This window comes from Chryseobacterium sp. BLS98, from assembly GCF_001045445.1.
Taxonomy (GTDB): Bacteria; Bacteroidota; Bacteroidia; order Flavobacteriales; family Weeksellaceae; genus Chryseobacterium.
In genome coordinates, this window is record NZ_LFNF01000002.1 from 986,692 (window position 1) to 1,007,808 (window position 21,117).

At 36.4% G+C, this 21,117-nt stretch carries 18 protein-coding genes and 1 tRNA gene; 14 read left to right on the forward strand and 5 right to left on the reverse strand.

What is annotated here, in order from left to right:
* The first annotated feature begins 89 nt into the window (after positions 1-89).
* Complete coding sequence (locus tag ACM40_RS09505; protein WP_048502557.1) at positions 90-1,502, forward strand: efflux transporter outer membrane subunit; 1,413 nt, start codon at positions 90-92, stop codon at positions 1,500-1,502.
* A gap of 108 nt (positions 1,503-1,610) precedes the next feature.
* Here ACM40_RS09505 and miaA read toward each other — a convergent pair whose 3' ends face one another.
* A complete protein-coding gene (gene miaA, locus ACM40_RS09510) occupies positions 1,611-2,525 on the reverse strand; it encodes a tRNA (adenosine(37)-N6)-dimethylallyltransferase MiaA (protein WP_048502558.1) in 915 nt (304 codons plus the stop codon).
* Between the two features lie 43 nt (positions 2,526-2,568).
* Here miaA and ACM40_RS09515 point away from each other — a divergent pair, with 43 nt between their 5' ends.
* The 11 genes from ACM40_RS09515 (at position 2,569) to ACM40_RS09560 (ending at position 12,964) form a co-directional block, all read left to right on the forward strand.
* Complete coding sequence (locus tag ACM40_RS09515; RefSeq protein ID WP_048502559.1) at positions 2,569-3,426, forward strand: YicC family protein; 858 nt, start codon at positions 2,569-2,571, stop codon at positions 3,424-3,426.
* 90 nt (positions 3,427-3,516) lie between these two features.
* Positions 3,517-4,080, forward strand: a complete 564-nt coding sequence (gene gmk / locus ACM40_RS09520; RefSeq protein WP_048502560.1) for a guanylate kinase — start codon at positions 3,517-3,519, stop codon at positions 4,078-4,080.
* 118 nt (positions 4,081-4,198) lie between these two features.
* A complete protein-coding gene (nadA, locus tag ACM40_RS09525) occupies positions 4,199-5,218 on the forward strand; it encodes a quinolinate synthase NadA (RefSeq protein ID WP_048502561.1) in 1,020 nt (339 codons plus the stop codon).
* Between the two features lie 39 nt (positions 5,219-5,257).
* Positions 5,258-5,404 (forward strand): bacteriocin-like protein, encoded by a 147-nt coding sequence (locus tag ACM40_RS20555; protein WP_165579294.1) that lies wholly within the window; start codon positions 5,258-5,260, stop codon positions 5,402-5,404.
* A gap of 401 nt (positions 5,405-5,805) precedes the next feature.
* Positions 5,806-8,256: a bifunctional aspartate kinase/homoserine dehydrogenase I gene (gene thrA / locus ACM40_RS09530; protein ID WP_048502562.1), complete on the forward strand. Its 2,451-nt coding sequence runs from the start codon at positions 5,806-5,808 to the stop codon at positions 8,254-8,256.
* 10 nt (positions 8,257-8,266) lie between these two features.
* On the forward strand, positions 8,267-9,190 hold the full coding sequence (locus tag ACM40_RS09535; protein ID WP_048502563.1) for a homoserine kinase: 924 nt from the start codon (positions 8,267-8,269) through the stop codon (positions 9,188-9,190).
* A 30-nt stretch (positions 9,191-9,220) separates the two neighbouring features.
* Positions 9,221-10,519 (forward strand): threonine synthase, encoded by a 1,299-nt coding sequence (gene thrC, locus ACM40_RS09540; RefSeq protein ID WP_048502564.1) that lies wholly within the window; start codon positions 9,221-9,223, stop codon positions 10,517-10,519.
* A 13-nt stretch (positions 10,520-10,532) separates the two neighbouring features.
* Positions 10,533-10,904, forward strand: a complete 372-nt coding sequence (folB, locus tag ACM40_RS09545; protein WP_048502565.1) for a dihydroneopterin aldolase — start codon at positions 10,533-10,535, stop codon at positions 10,902-10,904.
* A 30-nt stretch (positions 10,905-10,934) separates the two neighbouring features.
* Positions 10,935-12,299 carry a DUF4403 family protein gene (locus tag ACM40_RS09550; RefSeq protein WP_048502566.1) on the forward strand — a complete coding sequence of 455 codons (1,365 nt, stop codon included), beginning with the start codon at positions 10,935-10,937 and terminating at the stop codon, positions 12,297-12,299.
* A 29-nt stretch (positions 12,300-12,328) separates the two neighbouring features.
* On the forward strand, positions 12,329-12,835 hold the full coding sequence (locus tag ACM40_RS09555; RefSeq protein ID WP_048502567.1) for an RDD family protein: 507 nt from the start codon (positions 12,329-12,331) through the stop codon (positions 12,833-12,835).
* A 58-nt stretch (positions 12,836-12,893) separates the two neighbouring features.
* Positions 12,894-12,964: transfer RNA gene (locus ACM40_RS09560), tRNA-Cys, on the forward strand.
* A gap of 304 nt (positions 12,965-13,268) precedes the next feature.
* On the opposite strand, the gene ACM40_RS09565 is transcribed toward ACM40_RS09560, so the two are convergent.
* The 4 genes from ACM40_RS09565 to ACM40_RS09580 form a co-directional block, all read right to left on the reverse strand.
* Positions 13,269-15,839, reverse strand: coding sequence for a hypothetical protein (locus tag ACM40_RS09565; protein WP_048502568.1), 2,571 nt, complete (start codon positions 15,837-15,839; stop codon positions 13,269-13,271).
* Positions 15,839-16,585 (reverse strand): GLPGLI family protein, encoded by a 747-nt coding sequence (locus ACM40_RS09570; protein ID WP_048502569.1) that lies wholly within the window; start codon positions 16,583-16,585, stop codon positions 15,839-15,841. Before ACM40_RS09570 ends, ACM40_RS09565 begins: the two co-directional genes overlap by 1 nt.
* A gap of 76 nt (positions 16,586-16,661) precedes the next feature.
* The gene (locus ACM40_RS09575) at positions 16,662-16,952 is read right to left on the reverse strand and encodes a hypothetical protein (protein ID WP_048502570.1); all 291 of its coding nucleotides are present in this window, start codon (positions 16,950-16,952) and stop codon (positions 16,662-16,664) included.
* Between the two features lie 1,231 nt (positions 16,953-18,183).
* Positions 18,184-18,630, reverse strand: a complete 447-nt coding sequence (locus tag ACM40_RS09580; protein ID WP_048502571.1) for a hypothetical protein — start codon at positions 18,628-18,630, stop codon at positions 18,184-18,186.
* A gap of 237 nt (positions 18,631-18,867) precedes the next feature.
* Here ACM40_RS09580 and ACM40_RS09585 point away from each other — a divergent pair, with 237 nt between their 5' ends.
* On the forward strand, positions 18,868-19,428 hold the full coding sequence (locus ACM40_RS09585; protein ID WP_048502572.1) for a YMGG-like glycine zipper-containing protein: 561 nt from the start codon (positions 18,868-18,870) through the stop codon (positions 19,426-19,428).
* Between the two features lie 51 nt (positions 19,429-19,479).
* The gene (locus ACM40_RS09590) at positions 19,480-21,111 is read left to right on the forward strand and encodes an LIC_10190 family membrane protein (protein WP_048502573.1); all 1,632 of its coding nucleotides are present in this window, start codon (positions 19,480-19,482) and stop codon (positions 21,109-21,111) included.
* Positions 21,112-21,117 lie beyond the last annotated feature (6 nt).

Consider the following 21,117-nt stretch of genomic DNA (forward strand, 5'->3'; position numbering starts at 1 on the left):
AAAAAGCAAAGCACTCTCCTATTAAAGACAATTTGCAACACCATTTCTCAAAGTTTTTGTACTCAATTAAAAATTTATTTAAAAAAATTATGAAAAGAATAAAGAACATTTTTCTAACTTTTATATTGGCTGTAGCCTCGGTTTCGTGTGTGTCCAAACTGGCGTACTCGGAACCGGATCTTCAGCTTCCGGAAAAATTCCAGTACACAGCTACCGCTGATACAGCAAGCATCGCCAATCTGGAATGGAAACAGTTTTTCAGCGATCCTATTCTACAGGGACTGATTGAAAAAGGAATTAAAAATAACTATGATCTTCAGATTGCCTTAAAACAGGTTGCCTCTTCACAGGAAAAACTGAAACAGGCCAAATACCTGCAGTATCCTGATGTAGGCTTCGGGGTTTCAGCACAGATTTCCAAACCATCGGAAAACAGCATGAACGGGAAGAGCTTAAACTCATTTTTAGGTCAAAATCACGTTGAGGATTATAATGCAGCATTCAACCTTTCATGGGAAGCTGACATATGGGGAAAAATTAAAAACCAGCAGGAAGTTTCAAGAATGCAGTATCTGCAGACCTATGAAGCGACAAAAGCAGTACAGACCCAGGTGGTAGCTGCGATTGCTCAGGGATATTATAATTTGTTGATGCTTGACAGACAGATTCAGATTGCAAAAGCTAACCTGGAACTCAGCACCAATACCCTTTCCATCACTGAAAAAATGTGGCAAAGCGGTGATACAACTTCTTTAGGTGTACAGCAGGCAACCGCTCAGAAACAGTCTACAGAATTGCTGATTACACAGCTGGAACAGAATATCGCCATTCAGGAAAATGCTTTGAGCATTCTTGTAGGTGAAAATCCGGCTAAAATCAGCAGAACGATTGAAATGTCCGATACTTCGCTTCCACAGAATATTTCCGCAGGACTTCCTGCAGCAATGGTGAGCCGTCGTCCGGATGTCCGTCAGCAGGAACTGGTTTTACTGGAATCTAATTCTATGGTAGGAATAGCTCAGGCGAATATGTACCCTGCTTTAAAAATTACAGCCAACGGAGGAGTGAATTCTTTTAAGTTTGATAACTGGTTCCAGATTCCGGCTTCTCTGTTCGGATCTGTATTGGGAGGGATTACCCAGCCTATTTTCCAGAAAAGACAGTTGAAGACAGATCTTAATGTAGCTAAAATTCAGAGAGAGAAAAATGTTCTGGCTTTCCGTCAGTCTGTATTAAATGCAGTAGGTGAAGTTTCTGATGCATTAGTCTCCAACGAAAGCCTGAAAGTTCAGGAACAGAAAGCAGCAGATCAGGTAACAACATTGAAAAACGGAATAAAAAGTGCCGAAATGCTTTACAAAGGCGGAATGGCTAATTATTTAGAAGTGATTACAGCTCAGGGAAATTCTCTGCAGGCTGAACTGAATCTTGCTTCTATAAAAAGACAGAGACTGAGCAGCATTGTAGATCTTTACAGAGCGCTTGGAGGCGGTTGGAAGTAGTAAATTTTTATTATATTGTTTTTAGTGCGGCCTCTGATTTCCAGGGGCCGCTTTTATTTCTCGTAAACCCAAATAATAAAACAATAAAGCAGATAAAAATAAGGATATTTATTTTTGAAATTGTTCAACAATCCATCCCAAAAGATTTTTAAAATCCTCTTGAGAATATCCTAAAGATAAATAATGAATATCATCTGCCTTTCGATACCAGGTTAATTGACGTTTTGCATATCTGCGGCTGTTTTTTTTGATCTCAGAAACGGCAAAATCCAGGTCCCATTCACCGTCGAAATATTTAAATAATTCGGAATATCCTACCGTTTTCAATGCCGTAAGATCTTTATAGGGTTCAAGACTTTCCGCCTCTGCCAATAAACCTTTTTCCATCATTATATCCACCCTTCTGTTGATCCGGTCATAAAGCTCTTCTCTCGGTGCTTCAATACCAATGCGGATCACATTGAAGTCCCTGGAATCCTGGGAAACAGCAATCTGCTCGGAATATTTTTTATCCGTCTGCCAGATTACATCAATAGCCCGTAAAAGTCTTCTGTGATTGTGAAAATCCACCACTTCAAAATATTCGGGATCCAACTTCTTTAATATATCCTGAAGTTTTTCTATCCCTTCATGATCAAAAATTTCCTGTAATTTCTTCTGGTTGGCTTCATCGGCTTCCGGCAGATCATTCAGACCTTCGATCACAGCTTTTTCATACATCATACTCCCCCCAACTAAAATAACGGTGTCATGATCTGCAAAAAGTTCGTTGAGTTTTTTCAGGGCATCTTCCTCGTACTGCCCGATAGAATAATAATCCTGAACGGAAAGATTCCCGATAAAATGATGGGGAGCCTCTGCAAGTTCCTCTTCAGAAGGTGCTGCAGTCCCTATTTTCATTTCTTTAAAAAACTGGCGTGAATCACAGGAAACAATTTCGGTATTGAAATGGTTTGCCAGATCAATTGCCAGTCTTGTTTTGCCTATTCCAGTGGGTCCTACAACAGAAATCAAATTTTTCACAGTGCTAATTTAAATGTTTATCTTTGTACAACAATAAAAAACTATGATTTTATCAATGACGGGATTCGGCAGAGCCGAAGGTGTTTTTGAAGGTAAAAAGATTTCGATAGATATTAAATCATTGAACAGCAAAAGCTTTGATTTAAATATCAAAGTACCTTTACGCTATAAAGAGAAAGAATTCGAAATCAGAAAAATCCTGAACGACAGAATTATCCGTGGAAAGGTAGACTGCTACATCAATCTGGAAAATCTGGAAGAATCCAACGATGTGAAAATTAATAAGAGTTTAATAGATGCTTATATCAATGAACTTCGTAACATTGCTTCTGACGGTCCGGACTTTGAATACCTGAAAATGGCAGTAAGGCTTCCTGATGCCATTACTTCAAGACCCGACGAGCTTACGGAAGGCGAATGGGAGGCTTTGGCCAAAATTGTGCATGCCGCAGTAGACCGTTTTATGGAATTCAGAAAAGCAGAAGGAACAATTTTACACGAAGAACTGGAAAGAAATATCCAGAATATTGATCAGTATCTTTCCGAAGTCATTCCTTTTGAAGAAGAAAGAATCATTGCCGTAAAAGAACGCTACCAGAAGTCTTTAAAAGAATTTGAAAACGTAGACGAAACACGTTTCTACCAGGAAATGGCCTATTTTACAGAAAAACTTGATATTGCTGAAGAAAAAGTAAGGCTCACCCAGCACCTTAAGTATTACAAGGAAGTAATGGATAATGAAGATTTCAACGGTAAAAAACTTGGCTTTATTTCTCAAGAAATCGGAAGGGAGATCAATACTTTAGGATCAAAGGCCAATCATGCTGAGATCCAGAAACTGGTAGTCATGATGAAAGATGATCTGGAAAAAATTAAAGAACAGACGTTAAACGTATTATAAGTTACGGGGTACGAGATGCGGGATGATGATTTCGAATTAACAGTAAAGCGGAATTAAGCCCGGAACTCAAAGCCCGAAACCCGGAACAAAATGAATAAAGTTATCATATTTTCAGCACCGTCGGGGAGCGGAAAAACAACCTTAGTAAAGCATTCTCTGGAAACATTTCCGGAACTGGCATTTTCAATCTCATGTACCACAAGACAGCCCAGGGGAAGTGAAATGCACGCCGTGGATTATCATTTCCTGAGTCCTGATGAATTCAGACAAAAAATAGCAGAAGATGCTTTTGTTGAATATGAAGAAGTATACACTGACAAATATTACGGTACTTTAAAATCTGAAGTGGAAAAGATCTGGAATCAGGGGAAGGTGGTCATCTTTGATGTGGATGTAAAAGGAGGGATTTCTTTAAAAAAATATTTTGGAGAAAAAGCCCTTTCCATTTTCATTGAGCCGCCTTCCATAGAAGAATTGGAACGAAGATTGATCTCCAGAAACACAGATGATGCAGAAACCATCAAAACACGTGTTGCAAAGGCAGGAGAAGAAATGACCTTTGCGAAAGAGTTTGACGAGATCGTTATCAATACCGATCTTGACGAAGCAAAAAAAGAAATAGAAAGTTTAATAAAAAAATTTATTGGGAATTAAGGAATGGAAGATGGAAGTCCGGAATGAAGGCTTGAAGAATCATTACAATTCAAACTATAACATTCTGACTTTTAATTTCTAATCTCTAACTTCTATAATCAAAAACATTGAGGTTGATATGAGTACCGAAACATTAGAAAAAGCTAAATCTGCCATTCCTGTAAGAGGATTTTTGGATATAAAAGATATAGCAATCCCTCAAGGAGAAGAATTGGTGAAAGCCATTCTGAAACTTAAAGAAGAAAAAAATGCAGTGATCCTGGCCCATTATTACCAGCCGGGAGAAATTCAGGATATCGCTGATTTCCTTGGTGACTCTTTGCAGCTGGCAAGACAGGCCAAAGAAACTAATGCAGACATGATCGTATTCTGCGGAGTTCACTTCATGGCTGAAGCCGCTAAAATCCTGAATCCAACTAAAAAGGTAGTTCTTCCCGACACTATGGCAGGATGCTCCCTTGCAGACGGATGTTCAGGAGAAGGTCTGAGAAAAATGCGTGAACAGCACCCGAATGCCCTGATCGCCACCTATATCAACTGTAACGCGGAAACCAAAGCAGAAAGTGATATTATCGTGACCAGCTCCAATGCGGAAACCGTGATCGAAGCACTTCCGAAAGACCGTCCGATCATCTTTGCACCGGATAAAAACCTGGGAAGATACTTATCTAAGAAAACAGGCCGCGATATGATCCTTTGGGACGGAAGCTGCATCGTACACGAAGCATTTTCAATGGAAAGAATTGCCCAGCAGATGGCAGACAATCCTGATGCTAAACTTATTGCCCATCCTGAAAGTGAAGAAGCAGTACTGAAACTTGCCCACTTCATTGGGTCCACTTCTGCCCTGTTGAATTTTGTAGAAAAAGACGACTGTCAGAAGTTTATTATCGCCACAGAAGAAGGAATTCTTCACGAAATGAAAAAACGTGCACCGCATAAAGAACTTATCCCTGCTCTTGTTTTTGACGAAAGCTGTAACTGTTCGGAATGTTTCTATATGAAGCGCAACACTATGGAAAAGCTTTACCTGTGCATGAAATATGAACTTCCTGAAATCCTTATCGACGAAGAGCTTCGTTTAAGAGCTTTGAAGCCGATTGAGGCAATGCTGGACCTTTCAAAAAGCATAAAATAATTTTTTATATATTTAAGGAACCAACCAAAATCCTTATCTATGAAAAATTTAAAAAAATTAGACAAAGAATGTCTGAAAACCATCAATGGCGGAACAGCAAGAGAATGTGATACTTATTGTAAACCCGATGAAGTATGTATTCCCGGAGTATGCGGTAGCCCGCCAAAATGTTTAGCCACTTCTTAAAAGTTGATGAATTAATCAATTTTAATAGTATAAGGTTGTCTCAAAGTAAAAGAGACAACCTTTTTAATTTTCCATTAAAATCTCTCTAATCTTTCACTTTTTAAAAAATTGGTTCTGAGTAAATATATCCTTGAATTGATTTTCTATACAATCATTTCTCATAAATAATTTTGTTATCTCCAAATAATTTGTACATTTGTTTGGTAAAGAATGAATTTTCTAAGAAACATATCAGATATTTCTGTACCGGAATTACTTTCGGCACTACCATCTGTTTCTACATTCACAACTACAACAACTACCCCGTAGCGGGGTAAATTTTCACATATTATTTCCTGTACCTGTACTCTTTTTTTAAAGAGTAACTTCTCTCATTTTACCAACTTCAAAATATCCAATAGATGAAAGTCTTAAAATTCGGCGGTACATCAGTTGCCAATGCCCGGAACATTATTCTGGCAGAAAATATTATTAAAAAAGAAGCTTTACAGAGCAAAGTTATGGTTGTAGTTTCAGCACTTCACAGTGTTACCGACAAACTGATAAAGGCTGCTGAGTATGCTTCCGCTAAAAATGAAAACTATATCCCAATCATTAAAGATCTCGAAGAAAATCACCTGCAGCTCGTTAAAGAACTGATTCCCGTTTTAGAGCAAAGCTCATGGCTCAGTTTTGTAAAAAAACATTTTAACGATATGGAAGATATTTATAACGGTATCTTCGTCCTGGGCGAGTTCACAGATAAAATTAAAGATAGGATCACCTCATATGGAGAATTTCTGTCATCCAACATTATAGTGGCGAGACTTCAGTATGAAGGGCTGGATTGCCTGTGGATGAATTCAGCTGAACAGATTAAAACAGACAGTAATTTTGCCCATGCAAAAGTAGATTTTGAAATTACAAATCACAATTTGAAGAATTTTGCAGCGAATAATAAAAATCAAATTATTGTTGCTCCAGGTTTTATCGCCAGCGACCAAAACGGAAATGCTACAACATTAGGAAGAGGTGGTTCAGATTATACCGCAGCCATTATTGCAGCAGCAGTTTCAGCTGAAGAGCTTCAGATCTGGACCGATGTGAATGGCATGATGACCGCAGATCCAAGATTAGTCTCCAATGCAAAACCAATCCCGGAAATCTCATATCATGAAGCGATGGAACTTTCCCATTTTGGAGCTAAAGTACTTTACCCGCCGTCCATACAGCCTGTAATGGCAAAGAATATTGACCTTAAGATTAAAAATACTTTTGATCCGGATGTCCAGGGTACTTTGGTTTCCCATAATCTGAAATTGTCATCGGATGAAATCAAAAAATCTGTTGCAGGGGTCTCTAATATGAGCCATATTGCTCTTCTCACTTTGGAAGGCAGTGGAATGGTTGGAATTCCCGGAACTTCTGCCAGACTCTTCCAGTGTCTCAGCTTTGAAAAAATCAATGTTATTCTGATTACCCAGGGATCCTCGGAGCATTCCATTACAATTGCCGTTAATGAAAAAGATATCTATCATGCAGAAAATGCGGTCAATTTATCATTTGCGGACGATATAAAACTTCAGAGAACTGCTCCCGTAAAAATAGAAACCGGGCTTTCCATTGTTGCACTGGTAGGAGAAAATATGAAGAACAGAAGCGGGATCAGTGCGAAGATGTTCGGATGCCTGGGTAACAACGGCATTAACATCAGAGCCATCGCTCAGGGATCTTCAGAAAGAAATATCAGCATTGTAATTTCAGAAAAAGACACTAAAAAAGCAGTTAATGTCCTTCATGAAGAATTCTTTGAATCCGAAATCAAACAGGTACATCTTTACCTTTGCGGTACCGGAAATGTAGGCTCAAAGCTGGTAGAGCAGATCTTTGAGCAGAATGCTTACCTCCGCGAAAATAATTTGATCAACTTGAGAATAGCAGGACTTTCCAACAGCCGCAAAATGTTTTTTTCCGATCAGGGAATTTCCGAAGACGATTATAATAACTGGGGCGAAAAAGGTGTTGAAGCCTCTATTAACGGTTTTGCAGAAGAGATTATTTCACGGAATCTTCGGAATTCTGTTTTTATTGATATTACAGCAAGTGCAGATGTTCCGAAAGTATATGAAAGTCTCTTAAAAAGAAGCATTAATATTGTTGCCTGTAATAAAATTGCAGCTTCTTCAGATTTTGAAATCTATAAAAATTTAAAAAATACGGCCAGGAACCATAGCTGCCGTTTCTATTTTGAAACCAATGTAGGAGCAGGACTTCCTGTTATTGGCACCATTAATGACCTCATCAAAAGCGGGGACAGAATTACATCGATACAGGCCGTTCTAAGCGGAACCCTGAATTTTGTTTTCAACAATTATGACGGAAGCAGATCATTTTCAGAAGTTGTCGCCCAGGCACAGAAAGAAGGCTTTACAGAACCGGATCCCCGTCTGGATCTTACAGGAACGGATGTAGCCCGGAAAATCTTAATTCTGACAAGAGAAGCAGGTTACCAGCTTCAGTTTGAAGATATTGAAAATGAAAGTTTTCTGCCGGAAGAATGCCTTCAGGGAAGTGTGGAAAATTTTTATGAAAAGCTTACCGAGTATGAAGATCACTTCAAAAATCTGGTGAGTGATGCCCAAAGCAACGGCAAAATCTTAAAATATACTGCTGAATTTAAAGATGGAAAAGCTAAAGTAGGACTTCAGCATGTAGCTCCGGACAGCGATTTGTATCACTTGTATGGCAAAGACAACATCGTTATCTTCAAAACTTTAAGGTACTCCGAACAGCCTCTGGTTGTAAAAGGTGCCGGAGCAGGTGCTGAAGTAACGGCAAGCGGTGTTTTTGCAGACATTATACGTTCAGTTTAAAACAAATACTATGAAAAAAATAAAAATAAAGGTTCCTGCTACCGTTGCCAATCTTGTCTGCGGCTTTGATATCCTTGGAATGGCTATTCATGAACCTTATGATGAAATGGAGCTGAAATTACTGGATAAGCCGGAGATTATCATCAGGCATGAAGACCAGTTCGGGCTTCCGGAAAACCCTTCGGAAAATGTGGCGGGTGTTGTACTCCAGAATATCATGAAGGAATTAAACCTGACAACAGGTTTTGAAGTAACGATCCGTAAACATATCAAGCCGGGCAGCGGGCTCGGCTCCAGTGCGGCTAGCGCCGCCGGAGCCGCCTTTGGAGCTAATTCGCTATTGGGCAACATCTTATCTGATGAGGAATTGGTACACTTCGCCATGTTTGGTGAGGAGCTTGCTTCCGGAGTTCGTCATGCGGATAATATTGCCCCATGCATTTATGGAGGGATCACTTTGGTAAAATCCTCCTCTCCTATTGATATTATACCACTGAGAAGCCCGGATCTTTTTGTAGCTGCGGTACATCCGCAGGTAGAAGTTAAAACTTCTGATGCAAGGCAGATTCTTAAGAAAAGCATCTTATTAAAAGATGCCGTTGAACAATGGGGAAATATTGCAGGACTGGTAGCCGGAATCCTTAAAAATGATATTTCTCTGATTGGGAGAAGCCTTAATGACGTGATCGTAGAACCTGTAAGAAGCATTCTGATTCCGAAATTTGAAGAGATCAAAACGAAAAGTATGGAAGCCGGAGCGCTTGGAGGCGGAATTTCCGGTTCAGGGCCTTCCATTTTTATGCTCGCAGAAGAAAAAGAAACAGCAGAAAGAATTGCCCGGCTGATGAAATCTATATATGATGAAATTGGAATCAGGAGTTTTGTATATGTATCAAAAATAAATCCTTCCGGAATTGAAATCGTTGAAGAATGATCAATGATGAACCCAACAAATTAAAAAACAATGAAATATTATAATTTAAAGAACAGGCAGGAAACCGTTAATTTTAAAACAGCTACTATAAAAAGTCAGGGCAGCCAAAAAGGACTTTTTTTCCCGGAAATGATTCCTCAGTTTGATGAAGAATTTATTCAGAACCTGCATTTGTATTCTGACGAAGAAATTGCATTCAGATGCATGAAAGATTTTATTGGGGATGAAATTCCAGCAGAGGTATTAAAAAATATCGCAGCAGAAACCATCAGCTTTGATATTCCTTTGAAGAAAATCAATGAACGGATCTCTGTTCTGGAGCTTTTCCATGGACCTACTTTAGCCTTTAAAGATGTGGGAGCCCGTTTTATGAGCTGCTGCCTGTCATATTTTTTGAAGGATCAGGATAAAAAGGTAACAGTGCTCGTTGCCACTTCCGGAGATACGGGAGGTGCTGTTGCCCATGGTTTTTATAATGTTCCGGGAATTAATGTTGTGATTCTTTATCCCAAAAACAGGATAAGTGCCGTCCAGGAAAAGCAGCTTACCGCATTAGGCGGAAACATTTCTGCACTGGAAGTGAATGGTAATTTTGACGACTGCCAGAATCTTGTGAAGCAGGCGTTTTCGGATGAAAGCATTAATTCTGAACTTTTTTTAACTTCGGCAAACTCCATTAATATTGCAAGATGGCTTCCACAGCAGATCTATTATCTATTAGCTTTAAAACAATGGAAGCAGCATGAGAACCAGGACCCCGTCATTAGTGTCCCAAGCGGAAATTTCGGAAATATCTGTGCTGGGCTTCTTACCTATTTCCGGGGGCTTCCTGCAGAACAATTCATCGCTGCCTGTAATGAGAATGATATAGTTTCCGATTATCTGAACACCCATCAGTATCATCCTAAAAAAGCTGTGGCAACCTTATCTAATGCCATGGATGTAGGGGATCCAAGTAATTTCACGAGGATTCTGGAGCTATTCGAGCATCAGTTTGATTCATTAAAAAGTATGATTTCGGGATATTCCATTGATGATGCATCAACATTAGAAACTATAAAAGAAGTTTATGAAAAATATGGATATATCCTTGATCCTCACAGCGCTATAGCATTTGCTTCCCTGGAACATTACCTGGATGAAAATCCGGGCAAAAAAGGCTTCATACTTGGAACTGCACATCCCGTGAAATTTCCTGAAGCTGTGGAAAAAGCAGCCCATATCACTACTGAAGTACCTGAAGCATTGCATGCCCTTATGAAAAAGGAGAAAAAAACTGTAGAAATACATGCAGATTTTGAAGAATTAAAACGATTTTTGCTGAAATAAAAATCAGGAACAAATGAGCAAGATCTTTCTTGAAGATGTAAAAATATATGCCTACCACGGCGTACTTCCCGAAGAAAATATCATCGGGACCTATTATATTTTGAATGCAGAACTGCATACGGATCTTTGGAAAGCCGCAGAAACGGATGACCTGAACGATACGATAAGCTATGCTGACATCAACGGAATCATTCAACAGGAAATGTCCGTTAAATCCAAATTACTGGAACATGTGGCGGGAAGGATCATCATGAAGATCCATCAAAGCTTCCCCCAGATTTCATACATAAAGCTGAAGATCACCAAAACTTCACCACCCATGGAGGGGGAAATGAAAGGGGCAAGTATTGAACTTGAAAAAAGCTTCAAGCCTGACGATTTTTAAATTTTCATCTTCACAAAAAAATATAAAGAATTGAAATCCATCAAATTATTATTTTTATTAAGCTTCACCATGATTTTTGGGCAGACTGCCCTTGATAATCAATCTCCCGTTTATAATTTCCCGAAAATACGTTCCAATATTACGATGCCGGTCACTATCCCGCTTTCCGAAATCAGTAATATGATTAACGCTTCGGTAAAGGAACTGATATTTCAGGATGACTCTTATACGGATAACAACAATGACCAGTTTAAGGTAAAGGTATGGAAAACCCGTCCCATCCGTTTAGTGGGCGGAACAAGTCAAAACCTGCTGATTGAGGTTCCTATAAAAATTTGGGCAGAGAAAGGCATCGGTACCTTGGGAGTATATTCGTATCAGAATACGACTTTTGAAACGGTGATGTCCTTCAACACAACTATCAGCTTCAACAATAACTGGACGATTTCTACCAATACGCAGCCCAACGGCTTCAGATGGGTAACAAAACCCGTTCTGGATTATGGTAAAATACAGATTCCTATCACTTCACTGGTAGAGAAAAGCCTGAAGGAACAGCAAGGGAAATTCGCCAAAACTATTGATCAGCAAATGGGTACTCAGTTGAACTTCCAGCAGTATGCGGTAATGGCCTGGAATGTTTTTGCCCAGCCTTTTAATATTTCTGAAGAGTATAATACCTGGCTAAAAATAACTCCGGTCGGCGTAAACATCACTCCTCTGAAGTTTTATGGAAATGAAATTACCACCAATATAGGAATGGATATTTATTCGGAAACATTTACAGGAAGTAAACCTGCCGCTACCCCGACAGTAAAATCGGCAAGTAATTTTAACGTTATTCCTGCTTTGGCAGATAAATTCCTACTGCAGACCACCGCGAATGTCCCTTTTTCCGAAGCAACGAATATTGCCCGCAATATGTTCATGAACAAAGAATATGATGTAAGAGGTTCTAAAGTTAAAATCAAAGATATCCGGGTTTACGGCTCGGAAGGAAGAGTCATCATTGAAGCTGAAACGGAAGGTTATGTGAATGGTAAAGCCATTATTTCCGGAATTCCCGTATATGATGAAACGAAAAAGAAAATTGTACTTTCCAATACAAAATTTAATCTGAGAACCGCCAATATTCTACAGAAAACGGCTACTCTTCTTTTTAAGGGAAAAATTGTAAAGATGATTGAAGAGGAATACGGAATCCCGACGCAGGACCTGGAACTGGCTTCGAAGAAAAGTATTGAAGAAGCATTTAATAAAGAATATTATAAGGGCTTAAAGATGAACGGGAGAGTTTTTAATCTCAAACCGGGCCGTGTTTTATTAAACGAATCGGGAATCACTGCTGTTATTGAAACCAATGCCACTTTAAAATTAATACTTAACGGAATTTAAATTATAGATCAATAAAAACTAATACACAAATGAGGAAGTATCTGGCAGCTGTCGACAGACATAAGGCCACATCAGGCAATCGTTTTCTTAATTACTTTTTAGACAGACTTTTTATACAGGCTATTTATTATGCATTCTTTTTTATATTTGGAATAGGATACTCTATAGTATATGGAGAGGGATTATCTGCTGAAGATGAGGATCAAAGTTTTACTTTTACCCTGATCGTGCTCTTCATTTACCTGGCTCTGTCTTTTTCCTATTTCTTTTTTATGGAATATTATCTGGGTAAGACTATCGCTAAATATATTACAGGAACAGAAGTGATCAGTATAGACGGAAATAAACCAACAGCCCAACAGATTATTGCACGTACATTTTCCCGCGCTGTACCTTTTGACACACTTTCTTTTTTAGGGAATAACGGCTGGCATGACAGCTGGAGCGATACCAGAGTAATTAATGGTAAAAACTATCTTGCTGAAAAACAATTAAAAGAAGAAATAAGCAGTATTGGAGCGAAAGAAATGACTTAAAAATTTTTGTTCATTAAAAATTTTTGCTATATTTGCACACCTCAAAAATGGTAAAAATGGTACTTTGGCCGAGCGGCTAGGCAGTGGTCTGCAACACCATCTACAGCGGTTCGAATCCGCTAGGTACCTCTTCAAAAACCTCTAATTATCTTACAAAAGATCTTTAGAGGTTTTTTATTTGTAATCATCTTTATTTTGAAAACTATAAAAAAAGCCTCCCGGGGCACGAGAGGCAAAAGTGTAATTTTTAGAAATGAAAGATATATTATTAGTGATGGTAATAGTTTTTAACCAAACCATATGCCACGAGTATATATAACTCCAGGAATCGTGATTTTCGTGGTATCTTTTCTTAAAAAACATAATTTTCTTGAAAGAAAAACTGGAAAACAGTGTTAAAAAAATTTTACTTGTTTTTATCAATTTAAATTAATTAAAAATTGAATTTCAATCCGGCCATAATATAACCACGCAGAGCTGTTGTAGAAATCTCATCTATACCAAGCTGGCTTGTATAACTATTGATATACTGAAAAGAGTTTAAATTGAGAATGTTATTAAACTGCAGATTGTATTCAAAGTTTGATTTTTCTTTTCTGTATGAAATCTGACCTCCAATTAAAAAGTTCCTGAGTGTAGTTTCTCCTGTTTTCTGTATTAAATACTCCCCTAAAACATTGCCTATCCATTCTTTTTTAATATTGGCTCTTACCCCAAAAGACAGTTTTATATTATCCTGTTTAGAGGTGGTATCATAAAAACTCTGCTCAAAAATACTTTTAGTAAAAGTGTAACCCAAATCGAACTGTAAAGGCTTGTTTTTAAAATTCGTAGAAAGTTTTTGGGACAGTTCAAAATTCTGAACGGAAGAAATATTTTCATTATCGCTGATGAAATTGACGTTCCTATTTAAAGCACTCGTAAATTTTGTTTTTAAAATATAATTTTTACTAATTCTCCGGTCACCTGCAAACAGAAATATGAACCGGTCATTATATTTCCCGATTGTATTTTCCATGCCTGAAAATGTCCCGTAATTGGTTGTATTGGTCGTATAGCTAGGCTGTGTTTTATCATACATCAGCATTAAAAACATACTGCTTCCTTTTTCTAAATAGGCGCGATGAAATGTTAATTTATAACTATCTGTATTGCTCAGTAAACTGGGCGTAAGGTTTATATTCTGATTAAAATACAGATCCTTGGTATATAAAGGATTATACTGGAGAAGCTTTAAACCAGGAAGTTTGTACTTGGAGTTATATTCAAAACTTATTTCCATATTGGCTTTGGATACGGGACTATACTGCAACCTCAGCCTTTTCTCAAAATAATGCTTTTCATATTCATTGACATTCAGAAAATGAGAACTTAAAGAAGCTGATAAATCAAATTTCCCTAACTGTCTGTAAACATTCAGATCATTGATATAGTGATAAGTTTTAAGTATTCTGTTCTCGCTGGTCTGGGATACGGACTCAGTAAGTTCTGATTCTTCATTTTTATAAGAAAATCCTGAATGGAAATTAACATTAACAAAATTGTTTTTATTCTTTAAATAAAAGTCCAGTCCATATCTGTTTGAATTGACATCATATTGCTGAAACAATGAAGTATTACCGGTCAGGAACAGATTATTATTTGACAAGATATTTAAACCTCCCGAATAATCTTCATTCAGCTGGCTGAAGGCAAAGATTATTTTTGAGTTATTCAACTGTTTATTCCACGAAAGGAAATTACTTATCCCATTATTTTTTACCGTATTATTAATTGCATAAAAATTGGCATTGACTGGAGCATATCGATCTACATTTTGGTTAAAATCATCCTGAGTAGGGTTATAACCGAAATTATAATACAGAAAACTCTCATCTGCAAAGCTTTTTTTCATTTTAATCTGAGTAGTGCCTAAAAAACCTTTATTGTTTTCTGTCCTTTGCTCATAGAAGTTAAAATCCTTTGACTGGCCTTCGAATACAGTCCTTTTAGAAGTTGAAAATTTATCCAGCTGTGCATTATTGAAAATAGAAAAAGCCGTAATGCTAAAATTATTTTTCGACTTGGAATATTGCAGGGCTCCAAACTGGTTATCTTTAGATTTTACTTTTCCGTCGTTATTAAGAAATGTAGGAATGTCTATATTTGAATTATTATCGGCATTATCTATATCCTCCTGCGTATTCATTTCGTAAAAATCCATGAAGCTGATAGGATCCTTAGCAATATTATTGGCGTCCGCAATCAAAGCTAAATTTCCAAGCTTTCCGAGCCTGAATAAATTGGCATGCCCCAGATATGAATTTTTAGTCCCGTAATTGGCTTCTATATTTCCGGTAACTTTTCCTTTATACTCTTCTTTCAACTTTAAATTAAGTGCTGTGGATCGATTGCCGTTAATGGTTGTATAGTTTTGCCAGAGATCAATACTTTCAACCATATCAGCTGAAATATTCTGAGTAGCCATTTTATGGTTCTTCCCAAAAAACTCGTTTCCTTCTATTAAAACCTGTCCTATGGATTTCCCTTTATAGGTTACTTTTCCATTTTCATTAATATTAAGTCCCGGAAGCTTTTTGATGAGATCTTCGGTTGTTCTTTCTGTACCGTCTCTTACAGCTTTCAGATTAAAAGCTATCGTATCTTCTTTGGCACTGGCTATTTTGGGACGTGCTTTTATTTCTACTGTAGGAATTGTTTTAACCTGGGATTCCAATACCACTTCAAAATCATTTTTTTCGTTGGTATTAATCTCTAACACTTTTGTTTTGTATAATAAAGAGGTAAATTTCAGGGAAAAAATCCCTTTTTCGGAAAGCAGGAAAGTACAAACGCCTTTATCGTTTGTTTTTTGAAAATTTAAGATTTTTTCGTTTTTAAGAAGCTGAACGTTTACTTCAGAAATAGGAGTTCCGTTCGCTTCTTTAACTTCAATATTAATATTTTGTGAAAAAGAATAGCTGAAAAGCAATAAAAAAACAATGACTGAATATTTAAAATTCATTATAGCCTGATGTCTGTATGCGTTTCTTTTACTTTTGAAGCATTTTTCATAATCTCCTGAATTTTATCCCCGTCTTTTTCCTGGTCTAAAACTTTAAGTTTCGGGTTCATCGCCTCAAAATCGGCTGCTTTTCCATCATTACTTATTTTGGTTGCATAGACAATAAAATTGGCAGATTCCACTTTCAATACAAGACCGGGAAAACTGTTATATACATAAGGACCTGCACTTACCGGAAATTCTTCTGCATACCATACTTTTACCAGGCCTCCATTATCTAATGTAACCTCTGCTAATTTGCAGGTATATTTTTCAATCTGCTCTACATCATCTTTATACTCTACTTTAGAAAATTTAGGAGTATAATATTTATAAAATTCATCATCTCCAAAATTTTGATATTGGTAGAAACCTGGATCATTTTTTTTATGAAAAATTTTAATAGGTTTTATAACAAAAGATTCCTTTGTTATATTCGTAGTCCTTTCATCAACTTTTTTTCTTTCTTTTTCATTTACAAATCCTTCAGCAGTAATATTTTTATAAAAAGTATTTCCTTCATTAAAGTAAAGGATTTGCTTTTGAGGTTTTTTAAGCTTTTCTTCAGCCTGATTTTTAAATGCACTTGAAGATTCCGAAGAATATTCATTAAGATTCTGCTTATTTACATATTCATATTCTACTTTTAAATTCTGAGCATGAATAAGATTTAAAAAGAATAAAGAGATAAAAAGAGTGTATTTCATATCTAATAAATTGTATTTATAAGAGCGTCTAAATAACCAGACGCTCTTATTATTATACTTTCAGTAAGCACATTGTTTAGCAACCATACCAATAGGTGGTCATCACTAAATCAGTTGATTTTGTTACAATAAGATTTCCCATACCATCATCAAAATAACTGTAAGTAACCTCAGTAGTAAAAACAGTTTGATGACAGATATTTTTTACATCTACTGCTTTTTCATTAGAGTTTGCTTTAACAGTTGTAGATTTCAAAGATACAGATTCTTTGTTGTCATTAGAAAAATTATGAGCTGGTGCATTGCTCTTAGCAAATCCTAAAGTGGTCCCCGCGAATAGCATCGCTGTGAATAAGAATGTTTTCATTGTTTGTTTAATTTTTAAATTGAGTAAATTATTTTACATGGTTTTTCGCTGATCAGCTTTATAATTATTCTTTATACTGTACACATACAAAGAATAAATATTAATTTTTACCCCCACAGCAAAGATGCATTAAGATTAAATGATAATGCAAACACATAGCTTATAGATTTATAAATCCATGAGCTTAATTTTATAAATCCACAAACAGTAAACAATTGAATATAAACATCTTATTATTTCTAATAGAACTTAGACCTATTCTTTATAACTTTCTTTAAAATAGATAGGAAATAGCACTTACAATTGCTTTACTTTCTCAGAATTTCCCTTTTGTGATAAAAAAATGAGTATAAAAATTGATTCTGCCCCTTATTTTCTGTCATCTATACCACCAATTTTAATAATATATAACAATAAAAAAATCCCCGAATTGCTTCGGGGATAAAAACTAATAACCATGAAAACTCAAATTAAACATGAGTTGCTTCATATATTGAAAAATCGTGCCAAAGTTTTAATGACAAGAAAATATTTTTTGAATGAAATAATGATCATACCAATAATCAATCCTTCCTGAATAACCTATAAATAAAGCAATTCCAGCATGTTAGACACCAATTCCTCCGGCTATCATATGTATTTCCATGACGAATATCATGTTTTGAAACTATTATAATGAGCTAATTCTTTTATTCTGCTTTTTAGCAGAACCTTCGTTAAAACTAAAACGGCATTTATGTCAGAAAAGTATAAAGAGAAATTCTTTTAAAGAAAAGCATCCTTGCATAAATAAAAAAGCCTCCATTGCGGAGGCCTCAAAAACACAAATGATGAAAAAAATTTTTATAATTTAAAATAATAAACTATTCATTATAATTCTACATTTCAAAAATAGTGCTTTTCTCTTTTTATATTTTATGAGTTCAGTCATAAATGTATTTTTTATCGAAATTATTTCCAATTAATAAATATAAAAGCCAACTCAAACAGCTGAATATCAGCATACCAATTCACGGGAAATCTATCAACTCCTGAATTATCGGACTTACAAACTTCACAGGTTGATCAATAAAGTAAAGTAACTTTAAATATATGAGAACAGCTTCTCAGAAATGGGAAACTTTTTATTTAATATTATTCAGCATAAAAATAGCCTCCAGCAGGAGGCTCAAAAACACAAATTAAAAATCCTCATATGAGAATTTATAAAGTAGTCTGATCTTTCCCTGAACTACTCAGCCCAGGTCATAGGAATATATACCGTAATATATCCGTCTGCATCTACCTGAGCATCCGATACAGTTCCTGTCACAGAACCATAACCAGCCCAACCGCCTTGTCCCTGCATCGCAGAAAAGGTGTATGTTCCCGCTGGAATTCCTTCATTATATGCCGGAAGAGCCTGAAAACCACCACCGTAATACGTATCATAAACTTCACCTGTAACTGTATTCTCAGCCAGGAAGCTTCCTACATCATAGTTTCCTGAAAGAGACTTCGTACCATCCAGGTTAACAATACCGAATCTTAGCTTGTAAGTCTGAGTCTTCAAAACCTGTTTAGAGGTTTCCGAATGCGTCTGAGGTTGAACATCCGATATCATTTCATCGTTTGAACATGATAAGGCCATAATTGACAGGGCCACAAAAGCCATTGTTTTAAAAACTGATATTTTCATAATAAAGTAATTTGGTATTTCCAAAAGTAACCAATTCATATGAATTGAATAAAAACTTTTAATTAACTTAAAATTACATCCGGACCGCATGACAAGCTAAAATGCTGAAATTTTTCCTGCCACTTTTTTATCGGAGGCACCACTTTAACACTTATTAACTAAATTTTGGCTTCATAATTGGAAATAAAAAGAAAGTTGCCACCGTTTCGGTTGAGACTACTTATTAAAATTTGAATTATGAGAAAGATAGTATTAGCAGGTTTTTTATCAGTTTTTTTACTGACAGCCTGTAAAAAAGACGAAAGGACAGCTGAAAAATCTCTTGAAGAGCAAAAACTTGAATTTCAGGCAAGACAGCTTGAAATAGAAAAACAAAAGCTGGCCATCGAGAAAGAAAAAATAGTATACGAAGCGCAGAAAAAAGCAGACAGTATCTCTGAAAGCAAAAAATCTCAGGCAGCGGCTGCAGCCAATTCAAAGCCTCAGATCATAAGAGAAACAAGAACAGTATATAGAGACAGAGGATCCAATTCCAATTCAGGAGGCGAAACCTATGCAAATAATGGTAACAGCTCTTCACAGGGTACCGGTACTACCGCCACCCAAAAGAAAGGATGGAGTAAAGCAGCCAAAGGAACAGCTATTGGTGCCGTAGGTGGTGCTGCATTAGGAGCTATTGTTGCTAAGAAAAACAGAGGTCTTGGAGCCGTGATAGGCGGTGTCGTTGGGGGTGCAACCGGTTATACGATCGGTAGGGCCGGAGATAGAAAAGACGGAAGAGTTCAGCCACGTAATTAATATTTTTACGATAACATATAAAGATTGCTTATTTTTAAGCAATCTTTTTTTATGATCCTAATTCTCCTTTCTTCAGTTCTTATCCTTTCAGTGCTAGCAGGCTGGGGGAAAGTAATAGAAAGCTTCCTGGGAACTCTTTCCGGAGAAGTTACCGGCAGTATTCTGACCGGAACAATGGGGCTCAGCATGATATGGACTGTTTTGTCTTTTTTTATACCTATTAATATATATGTAGAAATTCCATTCGTACTCACCGGAGTTTTTTTCTTTTTTAAAAAGAAAATGTATCAGGAGATTAATCAGTTTTCAAAGAAAGATACCCTTTTAATTGGAGGCATTTCACTTGTTATTTTATACTGCAGCGCTTTCCATCCTTATATATTGGATCATTTTGGATATTATATCCCTTCTATTAAATGGATTACAGAATATGGACTGGTAAAAGGAATTTCTAATCTCGATCTTACATTGGGGCAGATGTCCGTCTGGCATATTTTTCAGGCCGGGTTTTCCGATTTTTCTGATCCATTTTTAAGGATTAATGCCATCTTACTTATTGCTTACACGCTTTATATTTTTAAAAGCAAAACCTGGATTCAGCTGTGCTTTATTCCCATATTGCTGCTTTTTTCACAGTCTCCCAGCCCGGATCTTCCCGTCATTGTTTTATCACTCATCCTTCTGAATGAGATTCTTAAAGAAAACAGAAATATCACTCTTCTCTTTTCTTTTGCTGTTTTTGTTTTTTCCATAAAACCCACAATGATATGGTTACCATTACTGGTATTTTTATATTCTGTATTTATTTTAAAACCTAATTATAAAAGCTGGCTCCCGGGAACAGGAATTCTTATTTTATTCTTTATTAAAAATATATGGACATTCGGGTATCCTATATTTCCTGTGGCTGCAGGTGATTTTGGTTTCAGCTGGAAACCCAACCCGGAAGTATTAAAAATTTCATCACAATATGCTGTTCAGAAAACCTACGACATGCAGTATACATATGAGGAAATACAAAAGCTTTCTTCTGTTGAAGCCTTCAAAAACTGGTTTACACTGCAAGGCATTAAATCAAAAATCAACCTATTTTTCATTCTAAGCCTGATTTTGTTTTCGGTTTTTGCTATTGTTAAAAAGAAAAAGATCATCAGCCTGATCTGCATTTCAATCCTGGTAAAAAGTGTATGTGTTTTAGCCTTTTCAGCACAGTATCGGTTTTTTATTGACGTGTTTTTTGTTATATTTTTTGTTCTGCTCGTTCATCTTAACAAAAAAAATGCTCTTGTTTTTTTCTCACTATCAGGAATGTTAGTAATAGGAATTTTAAGCTTTCCTACTTTAATCCGAAACTACATTCCCAGTTTCAGACCGGGAAATTTCATGGCCGGAATAAAAAAAGAACAGATTTATAGACCTTCAACCTATCATTACAATAAATTTAAAACCTTCCGGACAGGAAACTTAAAATTCAATGTATCAAAAGATTATCCTTTTAATTTTGATACTCCTGTTCCCGCAATTTCAGCAAGTTATATTATTGATGATGTCAATGCCGGAATTTTCCCACAATACATCGACCCAAAAAATATTAAAAAGGGATTTATCTGGAAAAAACTCACTCCAGAAGAAAAAAAGGAAGCAGGAAACGTTATCAATAATATCAAAAACATTGATAAATAGAACAAA